The 15,612-nt window shown below is 64.2% G+C and carries 12 protein-coding genes, 1 pseudogene and 1 riboswitch; of the genes and pseudogenes, 12 read left to right on the top strand and 1 reads right to left on the bottom strand.

What is annotated here, in order from left to right; genetic code table 11:
* Window positions 1–38: 38 nt before the first annotated feature.
* The 6 genes and pseudogenes from M2428_RS18900 to M2428_RS18875 all read left to right on the top strand — a co-directional run bounded on the left by M2428_RS18900 (window position 39) and on the right by M2428_RS18875 (window position 6,109).
* Window positions 39–1,373 (top strand): extracellular solute-binding protein, encoded by a 1,335-nt coding sequence (locus M2428_RS18900; RefSeq protein ID WP_277527498.1) that lies wholly within the window; start codon window positions 39–41, stop codon window positions 1,371–1,373.
* 48 nt (window positions 1,374–1,421) lie between these two features.
* A complete protein-coding gene (locus tag M2428_RS18895) occupies window positions 1,422–2,303 on the top strand; it encodes a sugar ABC transporter permease (protein WP_277527497.1) in 882 nt (293 codons plus the stop codon).
* Window positions 2,300–3,211, top strand: a complete 912-nt coding sequence (locus M2428_RS18890; RefSeq protein WP_277527496.1) for a carbohydrate ABC transporter permease — start codon at window positions 2,300–2,302, stop codon at window positions 3,209–3,211. Before M2428_RS18895 ends, M2428_RS18890 begins: the two co-directional genes overlap by 4 nt.
* A 38-nt stretch (window positions 3,212–3,249) precedes the next feature.
* Complete coding sequence (locus tag M2428_RS18885) at window positions 3,250–4,329, top strand: LacI family DNA-binding transcriptional regulator (RefSeq protein ID WP_277527495.1); 1,080 nt, start codon at window positions 3,250–3,252, stop codon at window positions 4,327–4,329.
* A gap of 157 nt (window positions 4,330–4,486) precedes the next feature.
* Window positions 4,487–5,593, top strand: a pseudogene (locus M2428_RS18880) (glycoside hydrolase family 32 protein); the annotation flags it as partial.
* A 135-nt stretch (window positions 5,594–5,728) separates the two neighbouring features.
* Window positions 5,729–6,109 (top strand): GH32 C-terminal domain-containing protein, encoded by a 381-nt coding sequence (locus M2428_RS18875; RefSeq protein WP_277527544.1) that lies wholly within the window; start codon window positions 5,729–5,731, stop codon window positions 6,107–6,109.
* Between the two features lie 23 nt (window positions 6,110–6,132).
* On the opposite strand, the gene M2428_RS18870 is transcribed toward M2428_RS18875, so the two are convergent.
* The gene (locus M2428_RS18870; protein WP_277527494.1) at window positions 6,133–6,609 is read right to left on the bottom strand and encodes a hypothetical protein; all 477 of its coding nucleotides are present in this window, start codon (window positions 6,607–6,609) and stop codon (window positions 6,133–6,135) included.
* A 396-nt stretch (window positions 6,610–7,005) separates the two neighbouring features.
* Window positions 7,006–7,103, top strand: a riboswitch (glycine riboswitch).
* Between the two features lie 161 nt (window positions 7,104–7,264).
* On the opposite strand from M2428_RS18870, the gene gcvP reads away from it, so the two are divergent.
* From gcvP to lipA, 6 genes are all read left to right on the top strand, one after another.
* Window positions 7,265–10,129 carry an aminomethyl-transferring glycine dehydrogenase gene (gene gcvP / locus M2428_RS18865; protein WP_277527493.1) on the top strand — a complete coding sequence of 955 codons (2,865 nt, stop codon included), beginning with the start codon at window positions 7,265–7,267 and terminating at the stop codon, window positions 10,127–10,129.
* 9 nt (window positions 10,130–10,138) lie between these two features.
* A complete protein-coding gene (gcvT, locus tag M2428_RS18860; RefSeq protein WP_277527492.1) occupies window positions 10,139–11,287 on the top strand; it encodes a glycine cleavage system aminomethyltransferase GcvT in 1,149 nt (382 codons plus the stop codon).
* Between the two features lie 57 nt (window positions 11,288–11,344).
* Window positions 11,345–11,728 (top strand): glycine cleavage system protein GcvH, encoded by a 384-nt coding sequence (gcvH, locus tag M2428_RS18855; protein ID WP_277527491.1) that lies wholly within the window; start codon window positions 11,345–11,347, stop codon window positions 11,726–11,728.
* On the top strand, window positions 11,725–13,050 hold the full coding sequence (gene glyA, locus M2428_RS18850) for a serine hydroxymethyltransferase (protein WP_277527490.1): 1,326 nt from the start codon (window positions 11,725–11,727) through the stop codon (window positions 13,048–13,050). Before gcvH ends, glyA begins: the two co-directional genes overlap by 4 nt.
* A 118-nt stretch (window positions 13,051–13,168) precedes the next feature.
* A complete protein-coding gene (locus tag M2428_RS18845; RefSeq protein ID WP_277527489.1) occupies window positions 13,169–14,581 on the top strand; it encodes an L-serine ammonia-lyase in 1,413 nt (470 codons plus the stop codon).
* Between the two features lie 13 nt (window positions 14,582–14,594).
* Window positions 14,595–15,602 (top strand): lipoyl synthase, encoded by a 1,008-nt coding sequence (gene lipA, locus M2428_RS18840; protein WP_277527488.1) that lies wholly within the window; start codon window positions 14,595–14,597, stop codon window positions 15,600–15,602.
* The last annotated feature ends 10 nt before the right edge of the window (window positions 15,603–15,612 follow it).

The raw sequence follows: 15,612 nt of genomic DNA, 5'->3' as shown, positions 1-15,612 counted from the left end.
ACCGCATCTTCCGCCCTCATCAAAGGAGATTGTTCGCATTGAAGAAACTATTTCGCACGGCTGCCGTAGCGGCCATAGCTGCCCTGTCCCTGGCCGCCTGCGGCGGCGGAGGGGCCACCGACCCCTCCAATGTGAGCCCTACCGGCGAGATCAAACCGCGGGAAATCTCGTGGCTGCTCTCCCGCCCCGCCGACGGGGCGGTAATCAATATCATGAAGAAGATCGCGGACGACTACGCCAAGGACCACCCGGGCTTCTCGCTGAACCTGATCACCACCCCAGACCGGCCCTCCTACATTCAGAAGCTTGAGACCCTTGCCGCTGCGAACAAGCTTCCCGAGCTGTTCGACACGGATGCGACACCGTTCGCCCAGCAGCTGGCCAAGCAGGGCAAGATGATAGATGCGGAGAAGTTGCTCAAAGACTTAGGCGTCTACGACAACTATCGCCCCAACGCGCTGAACTACCAGCGCTTCGACGACGGGTCGCTGTACATGGTTCCGTTCCAGTTCGAACTGGAGTTCATCTGGTACAACAAGGCCCTCCTGCAGCAGGCCGGCGTCTCGGTGCCGAAATCGCTGGATGACATCCCCGCGATGTGCACCGCCCTGCGCAGCTCCGGCATCACACCGATCGCCATCGACGGGCAGGACCAGTGGCCGCTGGAACGGTACGTGGCCTACCAGGCGTTCAGGGAGGCGGGCCCCGACTTCCTCCAGAAGCTGAAGAAGGGCGAGGCGAAGTTCTCCGATCCTGCCGGAAAGAAGGCCGTTGACTGGATGGCCGCCCTCGGCAAGGCCAAGTGCTTCCAGGACGGCTTCTCCTCGCAGGGCTACTCCGACGCCCAAAACCAGTTCACCTCCGGCAAGGCGGCCATGTACAACATCGGCACGTGGGAACTGCCAAGCCTGGCGACAGACAAGCTGAACCCGGATGTTCGGGCCAACATCGATTTCATGACCCTGCCGACAACTGCGGGATCCGTCACCGCTGCCAACGAATACGTCTCGCCGTCCGGAATCGGCATGGCCGTGAACGCCAAGAACTACGACCCGCTCGTTAGCGACTTCCTCAAGTTCGCACTGACGAAGTACCCCTCGGAGTATGCAGCCACCGGCGCGCTGTCACCGACGACCGACGTGCAGACTGCCACCCCGGCGAATGCGACTCCGCTGTACAAGAAAGCCCTCGGGACGGCCAACGACCTCGGGGATCAGCAGGCCATGCCGTGGGATACCCAACTTGACCCGACGACTGACGCCCGTCTCAAGCAGGAGCTCGTGCTCCTCGTCCAGGGCGACATCACGCCCGAACAGTTCACCAGCACGATGGACAGCGCGATCGCGCAGAACGCACCGAAGTTCTTCAAATAACACGTAGCGGTGGGGGGCCTCGGCCCCCCACCCGAAAGGCCCCCCGCCATGCTCCCCAACAGGTCGCGACTCTCAGTCCTGGTATTCCTGCTCCCACCTCTGCTGCTCTACGGCGCCGCCGTACTGTTCCCCATCCTCCAGTCCCTGTTCCTCAGCTTCTTCTCCTGGAACGGCATCAGCGACATGGAGTTCGTGGGCCTCGCCAACTACATACGGATGTTCACCGGCGACGACGTCTTCTGGCGCTCCTTCTTCAATGCACTTGGCTACCTGGTCATCTGCCTGGTCCTGCAGCTCGGCGGTGCGCTGCTCGTCGCCAGCCTCCTCACCTCGCTGCGCCGCGGCCGCGAACTCATTAAGACTCTCTACCTGCTGCCGGCCGTGATTTCCACCGTGGCCATCGCATTCCTCTTCGTACGGATCTACTCGATCGACCCGGTGGGTCTCCTCAACCAGGTTCTGCACTGGATCGGCCTCGGCGCCCTTGAACACGCATGGCTCTCCGACGTGAACACCGTCCTTGTCGCGGTGTCGGTACCGGAAGGCTGGCGCTTCACCGGCCTCTACATGCTCATCCTCTACGCTGCGCTGCTGTCTGTTCCACAGGAACTTGAGGAAGCCGCCCGCCTCGACGGCGCGTCGCGGTGGCAACTGTTCACCAAGATCCGCTTCCCCCACATCCGGCCCGTCTGGATCACCACCACGATCATGGCGACAACCTACGGCCTGCGCGGATTCGACATCCCGTATCTGATGACGAACGGCGGCCCGGGACAGTCGTCGGAGCTCCTGACCACGTATATGTACAAGACAGCTTTCACGAGCACCGACTTCGGCTACGCCAGCACCATCTCGGTGTTCATCGTCGTCGAGTGTCTGATCGCCGTCGGACTCATCCTCCTCATGCTCAAACGAAAGGCGGACGCATGACCGCGCAAGCAGCTCCGATCACAAGGCCCACCCCTGCACCATCAGAGAGCAGGCCGCCGCTACTTAGCCGGCGCAAGCGCAAACCCAGCCTGCACGGCGCCCTGTCAAAGGTGCTGATCGCGCTCATCGTCATCGTGCAGGTCTACCCGCTCGCATGGCTTTTCATCACCAGCCTGCGCACCGAACAGGACTTCGCGACGGGCGACCCGTTTGCACTGCCCAAAGAGATCACCTTCGATAACTACGCCCGCGCGTTCGAGACCGGCAATCTTGGGATGAACATCGTCAACAGTTTCATTGTCACGATGGGTGCCAACGTGCTGATCGTGCTCCTGGGAATGATGGCCGCATATGCAATCCAGGTCCTCGGCTTCCGTCTCAGCAAGTTCGTCCGCGGCCTGTTTTTGATCGGCATCATCGTGCCCGTGCAGATCGCGCTTGTCCCGCTTTTCATCGACTACTCGACAGTGAACCTGCTCGACACCTACCCATCAATGATCATTCCCCTGGCGGGCTTTGCTCTTCCAATGTCGATCTACCTTTTCTCCTCATTCTTCGAATACATCCCACGCGAGACCTACGAGGCGGCCTCGCTGGACGGTGCAGGCCCGTACCGAATCTTCGGGCTCATCACCCTGCCCCTGTCGGTTAACACCGTCGTGACCGTCATCCTCGTAAACAGCATCTTCATCTGGAACGATTTCATCTTCGCCAACACCTTCGTCCTCTCTGAGGGGCTCAAGACGATCCCGCTGGGGCTGCAGAACTATATCGGGGCCATGGGGAAGACCGACTGGACGGCCACGTTCGCCGCCGTCTGCGTCACCATCACCCCGCTGCTGCTGGTCTTCCTCGTGCTCAACAAGGCGATGATCCAGGGCTTGGAAAGCGGGGCGACCAAGGGATGACAGCAACAACAGGCGGATATACTCCTGAAGGAGGGCACATGATTTCGCAGGAGAATAGTTCGGGCACGCCATCGGATGCGCCTGCCGCCGTAAAACAGACCCAGCGCCACCAACCTGTCACGCTCCGGCAAGTAGCGGAAGCAGCTGGCGTTTCCACAGCCACCGTCTCTCTGGTCGTGAACAAGAAAAAGGCCGCTCGAATTTCCGACGAGACCCGCAAGCGGGTACGGGACGCCATCCAGGACCTGGGCTACCGGCCAAATGCAATGGCGCAAACTCTGGTCAGCGGCAGTTCCCGATTCATCGGCCTTGTCGCCGACGCCATCGCCACGACCCCGTTCGCCGGCCAGATCATCCACGGCGCACAGGATGAGGCCTGGAAGCACGGCTACGCGCTTCTCATCGCCAATACCGAAGGCAACCGCGAGCTTGAGACCGACGCGATTGCCATGATGCTCGAATACAAAGTCCGCGGAATCCTTTACTCGACGTGGTTCCACCGAGCCACGGACATACCGGCCTCCCTCCGGGAGTCTGACTTTGTCCTCGTCAACTGCTTTTCTGCGGAACCCGGCACCCGGGCTGTCGTCCCGGATGAAATACAAGGCGGCCGTTCAGCCACGGAGGTTCTGCTGAAGCACGGCCACCGCCGGATCGCCTTCATCAACGCCACCATCCCTGCCCCGGCGAAGGACGGGCGGCTCCAGGGCTACAAGGAAGCGCTGGAAGCGGAAGGCATCCCATTCGACGCCGGTCTGGTCCTTGAAGCCTATCCAGACCAGGAAGGCGGTTACGGGGCTACCGAGGAACTCCTCAAACGGGACGTCACGGCCGTGTATTGCTATAACGACCGAATGGCGATGGGACTCTACGACGGGCTGCGTGAGCAGGGCCTCTCCATCCCGGACGACATAGCAGTGGTGGGATTCGACAACCAGGAAGTCATCGCCGCCCACCTCCGGCCCCCGCTTTCCACTGTGTCTCTCCCGCACTACGAACTGGGCGCAGCGGGAGTGAGGATGCTGCTGGGCCTTGATGAAGCACAGGACAGCGGCCCCGCAAAAATCCACTGTCCCACCGTGGAACGAAATTCGGTACGGGCGCTGGCCCCCGCCTAGCCACCCCAGGCACCTGCAAAGCCCATCCGCCTGCCCCGCCGCGCCGGAGGCGGAACCCGGCGTCTTTCGTCGTGCCGTCAGTCGTTGACGCCGGCACCAGAGCCTAATCCGCCCGCCTTTCCGTGCCTTCAAGGTAAGGCCCACTCAGGAGACCCCCATGACCCGTCACGCACCCCTCCGCCTCGAAAAACCCGACGTGATCGTCGTCGGCGAATCCCTCACGGATATCGTCGTGCAAACCAAAGGATCATCCATCACAGCAGATAAGCGCTCCGCCCTCCGGCCTGCCCTGCACTTCACCGCAGAAAAGATGTGGATCAATGACCCAAACGGACTCATTCACCACAACGGCCAGTACCACCTCTTTTACCAGGCCAATCCGTAAGGGACCACGTGGGGAAACATGTCCTGGGGACACGCGACCTCACCGGACCTTCACAACTGGACTGAACACCCCGTAGCCATAGCCTGTGACGACGAAGAAGAAATCTATTCAGGCAGCATCGTCTTCGACGACACAAACAGCAGCGGACTCGGGGACAGGGACGCCAAGCCCCTCGTAGCCATCTACACAAGCGCCTACAAACTCTCGTCCAAACGATCCGGGACCCAGGCACAATCACTCGCATACAGCCTCGACGGCGGTACGACTTGGGAAAAGTACGGGAACAATCCCGTGCTCACCCGGCATTCCGCGCACTTCCGCGACCCCAAGGTCTTCCGCTACACGGGCACCGATGAGACCTACTGGGTCATGGTCGCCGTCGAGGCCGAACAGCGGGAGGTCGTCATCTACAAATCCGAGGACCTGAAACACTGGGAGCACCTCAGCAATTTCGGCCCGGCCAACGCCACGGGCGGAGTCTGGGAATGCCCCGACCTCTTCCCCCTCCCCGTGGACGGTGATCCTCAGCATATGAAATGGGTCCTCACCGTGAACCTCAACCCGGGAGGCCCAAACGGCGGCTCCGCGGGGCAATACTTTATTGGTCACTTCGACGGAGTCACATTCACCTCCGAAACGACCGTGGCAGATGACTCCACCGACCCGCGGCCGCAGCTGCAGCGATACGACTGGCTGGATTGGGGCAGGGACTACTACGCCGCCGTCTCGTTCAATGACGCACCCGATAAGCGGCGAATCATGATCGCGTGGATGAACAATTGGGACTACGCCGAAGCCGTCCCCACTGCTCCATGGCGGGGGCAGATGTCCCTCCCGAGGGAACTCTCACTCGCCACCAAAAACGGCCGCCCTCACCTGATCCAGAGGCCAGCGGTGAGCCACCTCATCTCAGCATCCGAGCCATCTGCTGCAAAGGAGGGTCCGATTCTCCTTGACAATAGTGAATACCAGCTCCGCGCAGGGTTGCAGGGGGCCGGCATCATCGACATAGACATGCGCATCCAGGACGCGGGAGAAGTGGGTCTCCTCATTCAAGGGCCCGATAGCGAAATTCGGATAGGTGTAAGGCCTGCTGAAGGAACCTTGTTCCTGGACAGAAGTGCGGCCGGAAACACGAGTTTCCACTCCACTTTTCCGTCCATCGACAGCGCACCGGCCCCCACCAAGGACGGTCGGCTTCAGATGAGAGTTTATCTAGACCACAACTCCATAGAACTTTTCATTCATGATGGTGAGATCACCCTCACGGACGCCATCTTCCCCAGCTCCCCACTGACTTCCCTGACGTTCTACGCGCTGGACGGACGGGCCACCGTTGATAGCTGCATCACCACGGACTCGACCTGGGGAGCCAGCGGAACCAACGGAGCATGATCGCAGCGAAGAGGTCCCCGTATCTACTCTTCGACAGCCCCGCCCGCTGATACTCCGCTCAGGGTGTCAATGTAGTCCAGCGTTTTGGGACTGACATGCCGCACGGCCCCAAGAGCCTCCCGGAGAACGGTTCCATTGGCGTGGTCACCAAGCGCTCCTCGGAGTTCTGCTACCGTCTCGATGCCCTGACTCTCGAACACGCGCGTCATGTCCTCTACCTGGGCGAGACGGCCAGGCGACGGCCAGCTGATAACTTCGGAAAGCGTCCCCGTATCGAGGCACCGCCGGAATCCACTGGTCGTGGCGGCCTCCGGCCACGCCGCGACCAGAGCGACAACGCGCGGCCTGACGGTCGCGTGGTAGTTCTGTCTCCGCTGGAGGGACGCATCGACAATGATGGCCCCGATGTGGTCCCAACCACGGCTGACTTCGGTCGAGTCGCCTGTGCCGTGAGAGTCCATTAACGCCGGGATGTTTGCAGCATCATTATCGATAGTCATAAGTGAATACTTCCATGTGCCAGAGGTGAGCGTGCGGCTGCGGCAGCCAACGTCGGAGGGTATGCCGCGGTGGGGACCGTCGGGTGCCGTGCCCGATTGTCAGGTTTTGGTGGCCGGAAATTCCCCTCTGGCTCACGACGATTGTCTTCTCCATCGCGATCCTGGGCGCGAATGCGTCGGCCGTCAAACTGTTCGGAAAAGTTGAAGGTCGGCGCCATTGTCGCCTCCGACGGCGGCTGGTCGGCGCTGTAGGGGAGCGGCACCAAACGCAAGCGGACGACAGCGGGGTGGCTCCCGCCGTCGTCCGCTTGCAGCGACGTAATTGAAATATATTTGCCATCCTGCCCGGAAACCAGATATCTTGTGAGCTGTGTCACCCACCAGTGGCACGGCTTATGATCTGCGGCGGGAGAGTCCTGCCGGTACGTTCAGCAGGCGCCGTAGGAGCAAATCCTCCCCAGGAATCTCTCAGGCCCACGTACCGCCGCGGCAAGGCAACTCTGGAAAGCAGTCCGGGCAACCGGGCTCACCGACGGTGCAAGTGGCGCGCTGCTAACAGCAGGGCAAAACGGAAACTCTCAGGTCCAATACAGAGCGGGGAGGAACCCGAATCATCGTGGCGTCAAGATGCCACCTGAATTATGGAGTTCCTCACATGACGGTTCAATCGTCCCCGTCCACCTTCGCAGACCGCCACATCGGCGCGCGCCGCCAGACCGACATCGACACCATGCTCAAGGCCGTCGGCTACGACAGCGTTGATGGCCTCGTTGACAACGCAGTCCCCGATTCCATCCGCCAGGAAAAGCCCCTCACCCTGGACAGCGCCCTCAGCGAAGTCCAGGTGCTGGCCGAACTGCGCAAGCTCGCCGCCAAGAACAAGACCGCCGTACAGATGATCGGCCAGGGCTACTACGACACCGTCACCCCGCCGGTGATCCGCCGCAACATCCTCGAAGCCCCGGCCTGGTACACCGCGTACACTCCCTACCAGCCCGAAATCTCCCAGGGCCGGCTCGAGGCGCTGCTGAACTTCCAGACCATGGTCCAGGACCTCACCGCGCTCCCGGTCGCCAACGCATCCCTCCTCGACGAGGCCACCGCCGTCGCCGAAGCCGTGCTTCTGATGCGCAGGGCCAACAAGAACAAGTCCGCTGCCGGGGCCAAGACCGTCCTCGACGCCGACTGCCTCCCACAGACCATCGCCATCGTCAAGGGCCGCGCCGAAGCCCTCGGCTTCGAGGTGGAAGTCGCGGACCTCTCCAAAGGCCTGCCCAGCGGCGACATCAACGGCGTCGTCCTGCAGCAGCCCGGTGTCTCCGGCCGGGTGTGGGACCAGTCCGGCGTGATCGCGGAGGCTAAAGAACGCGGCGCGCTCGTCACCGTGGCCGCGGACCTCTTGGCCCTCACCCTGATCACCCCTCCGGGCGAGCAGGGCGCGGACATCGCCGTCGGCTCCACCCAGCGCCTGGGCGTGCCGCTGTTCTTCGGCGGCCCGCACGCCGCGTACATGGCGGTCCGGGAAGGGATGGAACGCACGCTCCCCGGCCGCATCGTCGGCGTCTCCAAAGACAACGCCGGCGTCCCGGCTTACCGGCTGGCCCTGCAGACCCGCGAGCAGCACATCCGCCGCGAAAAGGCCACGTCCAACATCTGCACCGCCCAGGCCCTGCTGGCCATCGTGTCCTCGTTCTACGCCGTCTACCACGGCCCTGAGGGCCTGAAGGCGATCGCCGAGACCGTCCACAACAACACCCGCGCCCTCGCCGCAACACTGAAGATCGTCGGCCTCGAACTGGTGAGCGACTCCTTCTTCGACACCCTCACGGTCCGGGTGCCGGGCAAGGCCGCCAAGGTCATCGCCGCCGCCGAGGCCCGGGGCATCAACCTGCGGCGCATCGACGCGGACACAGTTGGCGTGTCAGTCGATGAAACCACGACGCCGGAGGTCCTCTCCGCGGTGGTCGTCGCCTTTGGCGCCGGTCCGGTGGTGGAGGCCAAGGGCTTCGAGCTGCCCGAGACGGTGCTGCGCACCTCCGACTTCCTGCAGCACCCGGTGTTCAACACCCACCGTTCCGAAACCCAGCTGCTGCGCTACATCCGCCGACTCTCGGACCGCGACCTCGCCCTGGACCGCACCATGATCCCGCTGGGCTCCTGCACCATGAAGCTGAACGCCACGTCCGAGATGGAAGCCATCTCATGGCCGGAATTCGCCTCCATCCACCCGTTCGCGCCGGACTCCCAGACCGAGGGCTGGCGGGAACTCATCAGCGGCCTCGAAGGTGACCTCGCAGAAATCACCGGCTACGACCAGGTCTCGATCCAGCCCAACGCCGGCTCGCAGGGCGAGCTCGCCGGCCTGCTGGCCATCCGCGGCTACCACCACTCCCGCGGGGACGCCCAGCGCAACGTCTGCCTGATCCCGGCCTCGGCCCACGGCACCAATGCGGCCTCGGCCGTCCTGGCAGGCATGAAGGTGGTTGTGGTGGCCACGGCATCGGACGGAACGATCGACCACGCCGATCTTCAGGCGAAGATCGAGGCCAACAAGGACGTTCTCTCGGCGATCATGATCACCTACCCGTCGACCCACGGGGTGTACGACGCCGACGTCCGCGAGGTGTGCGACTCCGTGCATGCGGCCGGCGGGCAGGTCTACGTCGACGGCGCCAACCTCAACGCGCTCGTTGGCCTGGCCCAGCCGGGCAAGTTCGGCGGCGACGTCTCGCACCTGAACCTACACAAGACCTTCTGCATCCCGCACGGCGGCGGCGGACCGGGCGTCGGCCCGGTTGCTGCCAAGGCCCATCTGGCCCCGTTCATGCCAGGGGACGCGAACAAGGCGCACGACGCCGGCGCCATCGAACCAGGAACTGGTGCTGCGATCTCCGCTTCACGTTACGGGTCTGCCGGTGTCCTGCCGATCTCCTGGGCGTACGTGAAGTTGATGGGCGGCCAGGGCCTCACCGAGGCCACCAAGTCGGCCCTGCTCGCGGCGAACTACATAGCATCCCGGCTGGATGAGCACTTCCCGGTTCTCTACACGGGGGAAAGCGGCCTGGTGGCGCACGAGTGCATCCTGGACCTGCGCGAACTCACGGCCAGGACCGGCGTGACCGCCGAGGACGTGGCCAAGCGCCTCATCGACTTCGGCTTCCACGCCCCCACGCTATCCTTCCCCGTGGCGGGCACCCTCATGGTGGAGCCCACCGAGTCCGAGGACCTTGCGGAGATCGACCGCTTCATCGAGGCGATGATCACCATCCGCCAGGAGATCGACCAGGTCGCCAACGGCGATTTCATGGTAGAGAACTCCCCGCTGCGCAACGCACCCCACACGGCAGCCGCCGTCGTTAGCTCTGATTGGGAGCGGGCATACCCGCGTGAGCAGGCCGCGTTCCCCGTCCACACACTCAGGCAGGACAAATACTTCCCGCCGGTCGGACGCATCGACGGCGCCGCCGGAGACCGGAACCTGGTCTGCTCCTGCCCTCCGCTTGCCGAATTCGAGAACTAAGGATTTCTGATGACTGAGAACTACACCGCTCTCTATGAAGAGCACAAGAAAGCGGGCGCGTCCTTCACCGACTTCGGCGGCTGGCAGATGCCCCTCAAGTATGAATCGGAACTCGCCGAGCACCATGCCGTGCGCAACGCGGCCGGCCTGTTCGACCTCTCGCACATGGGCGAAGTCTGGGTCACCGGCCCCGACGCCGCAGCGTTCCTGGACTACGCCCTGGCCGGCAAGCTGTCGGCCGTGGCCGTAGGCAAAGCGAAGTACTCGCTGATCTGCCAGGAAGACGGCGGCATCATCGATGACCTCATCTCCTACCGTCGCGGTGAGGACAAGTACCTGGTGGTCCCCAACGCCGGAAACGCTGTGGTGGTTGCCGCGGCACTGGCCGAAAGGGCTGGTTCTGCCCAAGAAGGCGGATTCGACGTCACCGTCCAGGACGCCTCCGCTGAGACGTCGCTGATCGCCGTCCAAGGCCCCAACGCAGAAGCCATTCTGCTGACCCTTGTCCCGGCCGAGCAGCACTCGCTGGTTACGGAGCTGAAGTACTACGCTGCCGTCGAGGTAGGTATCGCCGTCAACGGTACTGTCCAGGATCTGCTCCTCGCCCGCACCGGCTACACCGGCGAGGACGGCTTCGAAATCTACCTTCCCAACGAGGACGCCGCTGGCCTCTGGGAAGCACTGCTGGAAACCGGGGCCAGCCACGGACTCATCCCGGCCGGCCTGGCCTGCCGTGACTCGCTGCGCTTGGAAGCCGGCATGCCGCTCTATGGCAACGAACTCTCCCGCGAAGGCAACCCGTACGCGGCAGGCCTGGGCCCGGTCGTCTCGCTCGCCAAGGAATCGGACTTCATTGGCAAAGCTGCCCTGAGCGAGCTCAAGGCAGCCGGCGCAGGTTCCACCACCGGCCGGAAACTCGTGGGCCTCAAGGGTCTGGGCCGCCGCGCCGGCCGCAGCCACTACCCGGTCCTCAAGGACGGCAATGTGGTCGGCGAAGTGACCTCCGGACAGCCGAGCCCCACCCTGGGCTACCCGGTTGCCATGGCCTATGTCGATGTCGAACACGCCGCACCGGGCACCGCCCTGGACATTGACCTCCGCGGCAAGGCGGAGCCCTTCGAAGTTGTCGCACTGCCGTTCTACAAGCGCCAACAGTAGCCAGCCGCCGCTGGTTGAGCCTGTCGAAACCCAATACGAACTTAAGGATTGAGATAAATGAGCAAAGTTGTAGCCGAACTGAAGTACTCCGCTGAACACGAGTGGGTTGCTGCCGACGGATCGGGCCCTGCAGGAATTGGGATTTCGGCGGTGGCCGCCGACGCCCTGGGCGACATCGTCTACGTGGACCTGCCCGAGGTCGGTTCCGCGGTGACCGCGGGGGAGACCTGCGGTGAGATCGAGTCGACCAAGTCGGTCTCGGACCTCTACGCCCCCGTCACCGGCGAGGTAGTGGAGATCAATGACGACGTGGTTTCCGATCCGGCGCTGATCAACAGCGATCCCTACGGGGCCGGCTGGCTCTTCAAAGTCGCCGTGACCGAAGAAGGCCCGCTGATGTCGGCCCAGGAGTACGCCGCCAAGAACGGTGGCGAACTGTGAGCGGGGCAGCGACGGGGACCGTGGCGTTTGAGCAGGTCGTTTCCGCGAGCCTGGACGCGGAGTTGTCCGCGCTGGATCCGGAGATCGCCGCGAAGATCGACGCCGAGCTCAGCCGCCAGCGCGATGGCCTGGAGATGATCGCCTCGGAGAACCACACGGCCAGGGCTGTCATGCAGGCGCAGGGTTCGGTGCTGACCAACAAGTACGCCGAGGGCTACCCGGGCAAGCGCTACTACGGCGGCTGCGAGCACGTTGACGTGGTCGAACAGCTCGCGATCGACCGGGTTAAGGCCTTGTTCGGCGCGGAGTACGCCAACGTCCAGCCGCACTCCGGCGCGCAGGCCAACGCTTCGGTCATGCATGCCCTGATCCGTCCGGGCGACACCATCATGGGCCTGAACCTGGCGCACGGCGGGCACCTGACGCACGGGATGAAGATCAATTTCTCCGGCCGGCTCTACAACATCATCCCGTACCAGGTCCGCGAGGAGGACCACCGGATTGACATGGCCGAGGTGGAGCGCCTGGCCCGGGAGCACAAGCCGGCCCTGATCGTGGCCGGCTGGTCCGCGTACGCGCGGCAGCTGGACTTCGCCGAGTTCCGCCGGATCGCCGATTCGGTGGGCGCCTACCTGATGGTGGACATGGCCCACTTCGCCGGACTGGTGGCGGCCGGGCTGCACCCGTCCCCGGTTCCGCACGCCCACGTCACCACCTCGACGACGCACAAGACCCTTGCCGGTCCGCGCGGCGGCATCATCCTGTCCAACGACGCCGACATTGCCAAGAAGATCAACAGCGCCGTGTTCCCCGGACAGCAGGGCGGCCCGCTGGAGCACGTGATTGCCGGCAAGGCCGTGGCGTTCAAGATCGCCGCGTCCCCGGAGTTCAAGGAACGCCAGGAGCGTGTCCTGGCCGGTGCCAGGATCCTCGCCGAGCGTCTGGTCCAGCCGGACGTGACCGCGAAGGGGATCAACGTGATCTCCGGCGGCACCGATGTGCACCTGGTCCTGGTGGACCTGCGCGACTGCGAGCTCAACGGGCAGGAAGCCGAGGACCGCTTGGCGGACATCGACATCACCGTCAACCGCAACGCCGTCCCGTTCGATCCGCGCCCGCCGATGGTCACCTCCGGGCTGCGCATCGGCACCCCGGCGCTGGCTACCCGCGGCTTCGGCGAGGCAGCCTTCGCCGAGGTTGCGGACATCATCGCCGAGGCTTTGACCGCCGACGCCGGCGCGGACCTGTCCGGCCTGCGCACCAGGGTGGAGGCCCTCGCCGCCGCCCACCCGCTCTACCCCTCGGTTGCGAACATCGCCTAATGCTCAACGGGCGCATCATCGCACCGGTCCAGGGTCATTGGGGGGCCGGGACCGGTGCGATGAGCCTCGCCTCTAGTCATTGACCATCATTTCTCTTTCTCCGCGGAAGGTACGCATCATGGCAGTTGGAGTCTTTGACCTTTTTTCCATCGGAATCGGACCCTCGAGCTCGCACACCGTGGGCCCCATGCGGGCCGCCGCCGTCTTCGCCGAAGAACTCAAGTCCCTCGGCAAGCTGGCAGAGGTGGCGTCGTTGCGGGTGGACCTCTACGGCTCCCTCGCTGCCACGGGCCACGGCCACGGCACCATGACGGCCATCCTGCTCGGACTCGAGGGCTTCCACCCCGAGCAGATCCTGCCCGCGGAAGTGGAGGACCGGCTGGCCACGATCGCCGAGACCGGCACCCTGCAGCTGGCCGGATCCGTCGCCCTGCCCTACGGGGTGAAGGACATGGTCCTGCGGCCGCTGACCATCCTGCCCCGGCACACCAACGGGATGACGTTCACGGTCTCCGACGCCGCGGGCGAAACCCTGCACCAGGCCACGTTCTTCTCCGTCGGCGGCGGCTTCATTGTCCGCGACGGCGAGGAGGACGCGGCCCTGAAGGAACTCGCGGAATCGAAGAAGGAACTCCCGCTGCCCTTCCGCACGGCCGCCGAACTCCTGGAGCACTGCCGGAAGACCTCGCTGAGCATCAGCGAGGTGATGCGGATCAACGAAGAGGACAGCCGGACGGAAGCGGAGATCCGCGAGGGCCTGCTGCACGTCTACTCGGTGATGGAAGGCTGCGTCGAGGTCAGCCTCAAGCGCACCGGGCTGCTGCCCGGCGGGCTCAAGGTCCGCCGCCGCGCCCCCGACTGGCACGAGCGGCTCATGAAGGAAACCCTGGGCCAGGACCCCGACTTCCGGGACCCGAAGTACTGGCAGGAATGGGTCAACCTGATCGCCCTGGCCGTGAATGAGGAAAACGCCTCCGGCGGGCGCGTGGTCACCGCGCCCACCAACGGCGCCGCGGGCATCATCCCGGCCGTGCTCTACTACGCGCTGCACTTCGCCCCCGGCATGGACAAGGCAACCCAGGCCGACCGCGACGACGTCGTGGTCAAGTTCCTGCTGACCGCCGGCGCCATCGGGGTGCTCTACAAGGAGCAGGCGTCCATCTCCGGCGCCGAGGTCGGCTGCCAGGGCGAGGTCGGCTCGGCGTCCTCGATGGCGGCCGCCGGCCTGGCCGAAGTCATGGGCGGCACCCCCCAACAGGTGGAGAACGCCGCGGAAATCGCGATGGAGCACAACCTGGGCCTGACCTGCGATCCGATCGGCGGGCTCGTCCAGGTCCCGTGCATCGAACGCAACGCGATCGCCGCCGCGAAGGCCATCAACGCCGCCAAGATGGCCCTGTGGGGCGACGGCACCCACCGGGTCTCCCTGGACGAGGTCATCGTGACCATGCGGGAGACCGGCAAGGACATGAGCTCCAAATACAAGGAAACGGCCATGGGCGGCCTCGCCGTCAACGTCGTCGAATGCTGAAGGAAAGAGAACTATGACACTGGCACCAGAAGGCCGGAAGATGCTGCGCATTGAGCAGCGAAACGCGGCCATACCGGTGGAACGTAAGCCGGAATGGATCAAGGCCAAGGTCCAGATGGGCCCGGAGTTCGTCCAGCTCAAGAACCTCGTCAAGAAGGAAGGCCTCCACACGGTGTGTGAAGAGGCCGGCTGCCCGAACATCTTCGAATGCTGGGAAGACAAGGAAGCGACCTTCCTGATCGGCGGCTCCGAATGCACCCGGCGCTGCGATTTCTGCCAGATCGACACCGGCAAGCCCTCGCCCGTGGACATGTTCGAGCCCATCAAGGTGGCCCGCTCGGTCCAGGCCATGCAGCTGCGCTACGCCACCGTGACCGGTGTGGCCCGCGACGACCTCGCCGACGAGGGCGTCTGGCTGTACGCCGAGACGGTCCGCAAGATCCACGAGCTGAACCCGGGCACCGGCGTCGAACTGCTGATCCCCGATTTCTCCGGCAAGCCCGAGCACATCGAGGCGATCTGCGACTCCAAGCCCGAGGTCTTCGCCCACAACGTCGAAACCGTGCCCCGGATCTTCAAGCGGATCCGCCCGGCGTTCCGCTACGACCGCTCCCTGGACGTCATCACTCAGGGCCGCAAGCTCGGCATGGTGACCAAGTCCAACCTGATCCTGGGCATGGGCGAGACCCGCGAGGAAATCTCCGAGGCGCTGCGGGACCTGCACGAGGCCGGCTGCGACCTGATCACCATCACCCAGTACCTCCGCCCCTCCGAACGCCACCTGCCGGTGGACCGCTGGGTCAAGCCGCAGGAATTCGTGGACCTGCAGCACGAAGCGGACGAGATCGGCTTCCTCGGCGTCATGTCCGGGCCCCTGGTGCGTTCCTCGTACCGCGCCGGCCGGCTCTGGGCCACCGCGATGCGCAAGAAGGGCTGGGAAATCCCGGCCGAGCTCGCGCACATCGTAAGTTCGGGCAGCACCCGCCAGGAAGCCAGCTCGCTGCTCGCGGCTACGGCCTGAACAACCCAAC

It is taken from the genome of Arthrobacter sp. ES3-54, assembly GCF_029504395.1.
In the GTDB taxonomy this organism is placed as follows: domain Bacteria; phylum Actinomycetota; class Actinomycetes; order Actinomycetales; family Micrococcaceae; genus Arthrobacter.
The sequence above is the reverse complement of the archived record's forward strand: the minus strand, read 5'-3'. Positions and strand labels throughout refer to the sequence as shown.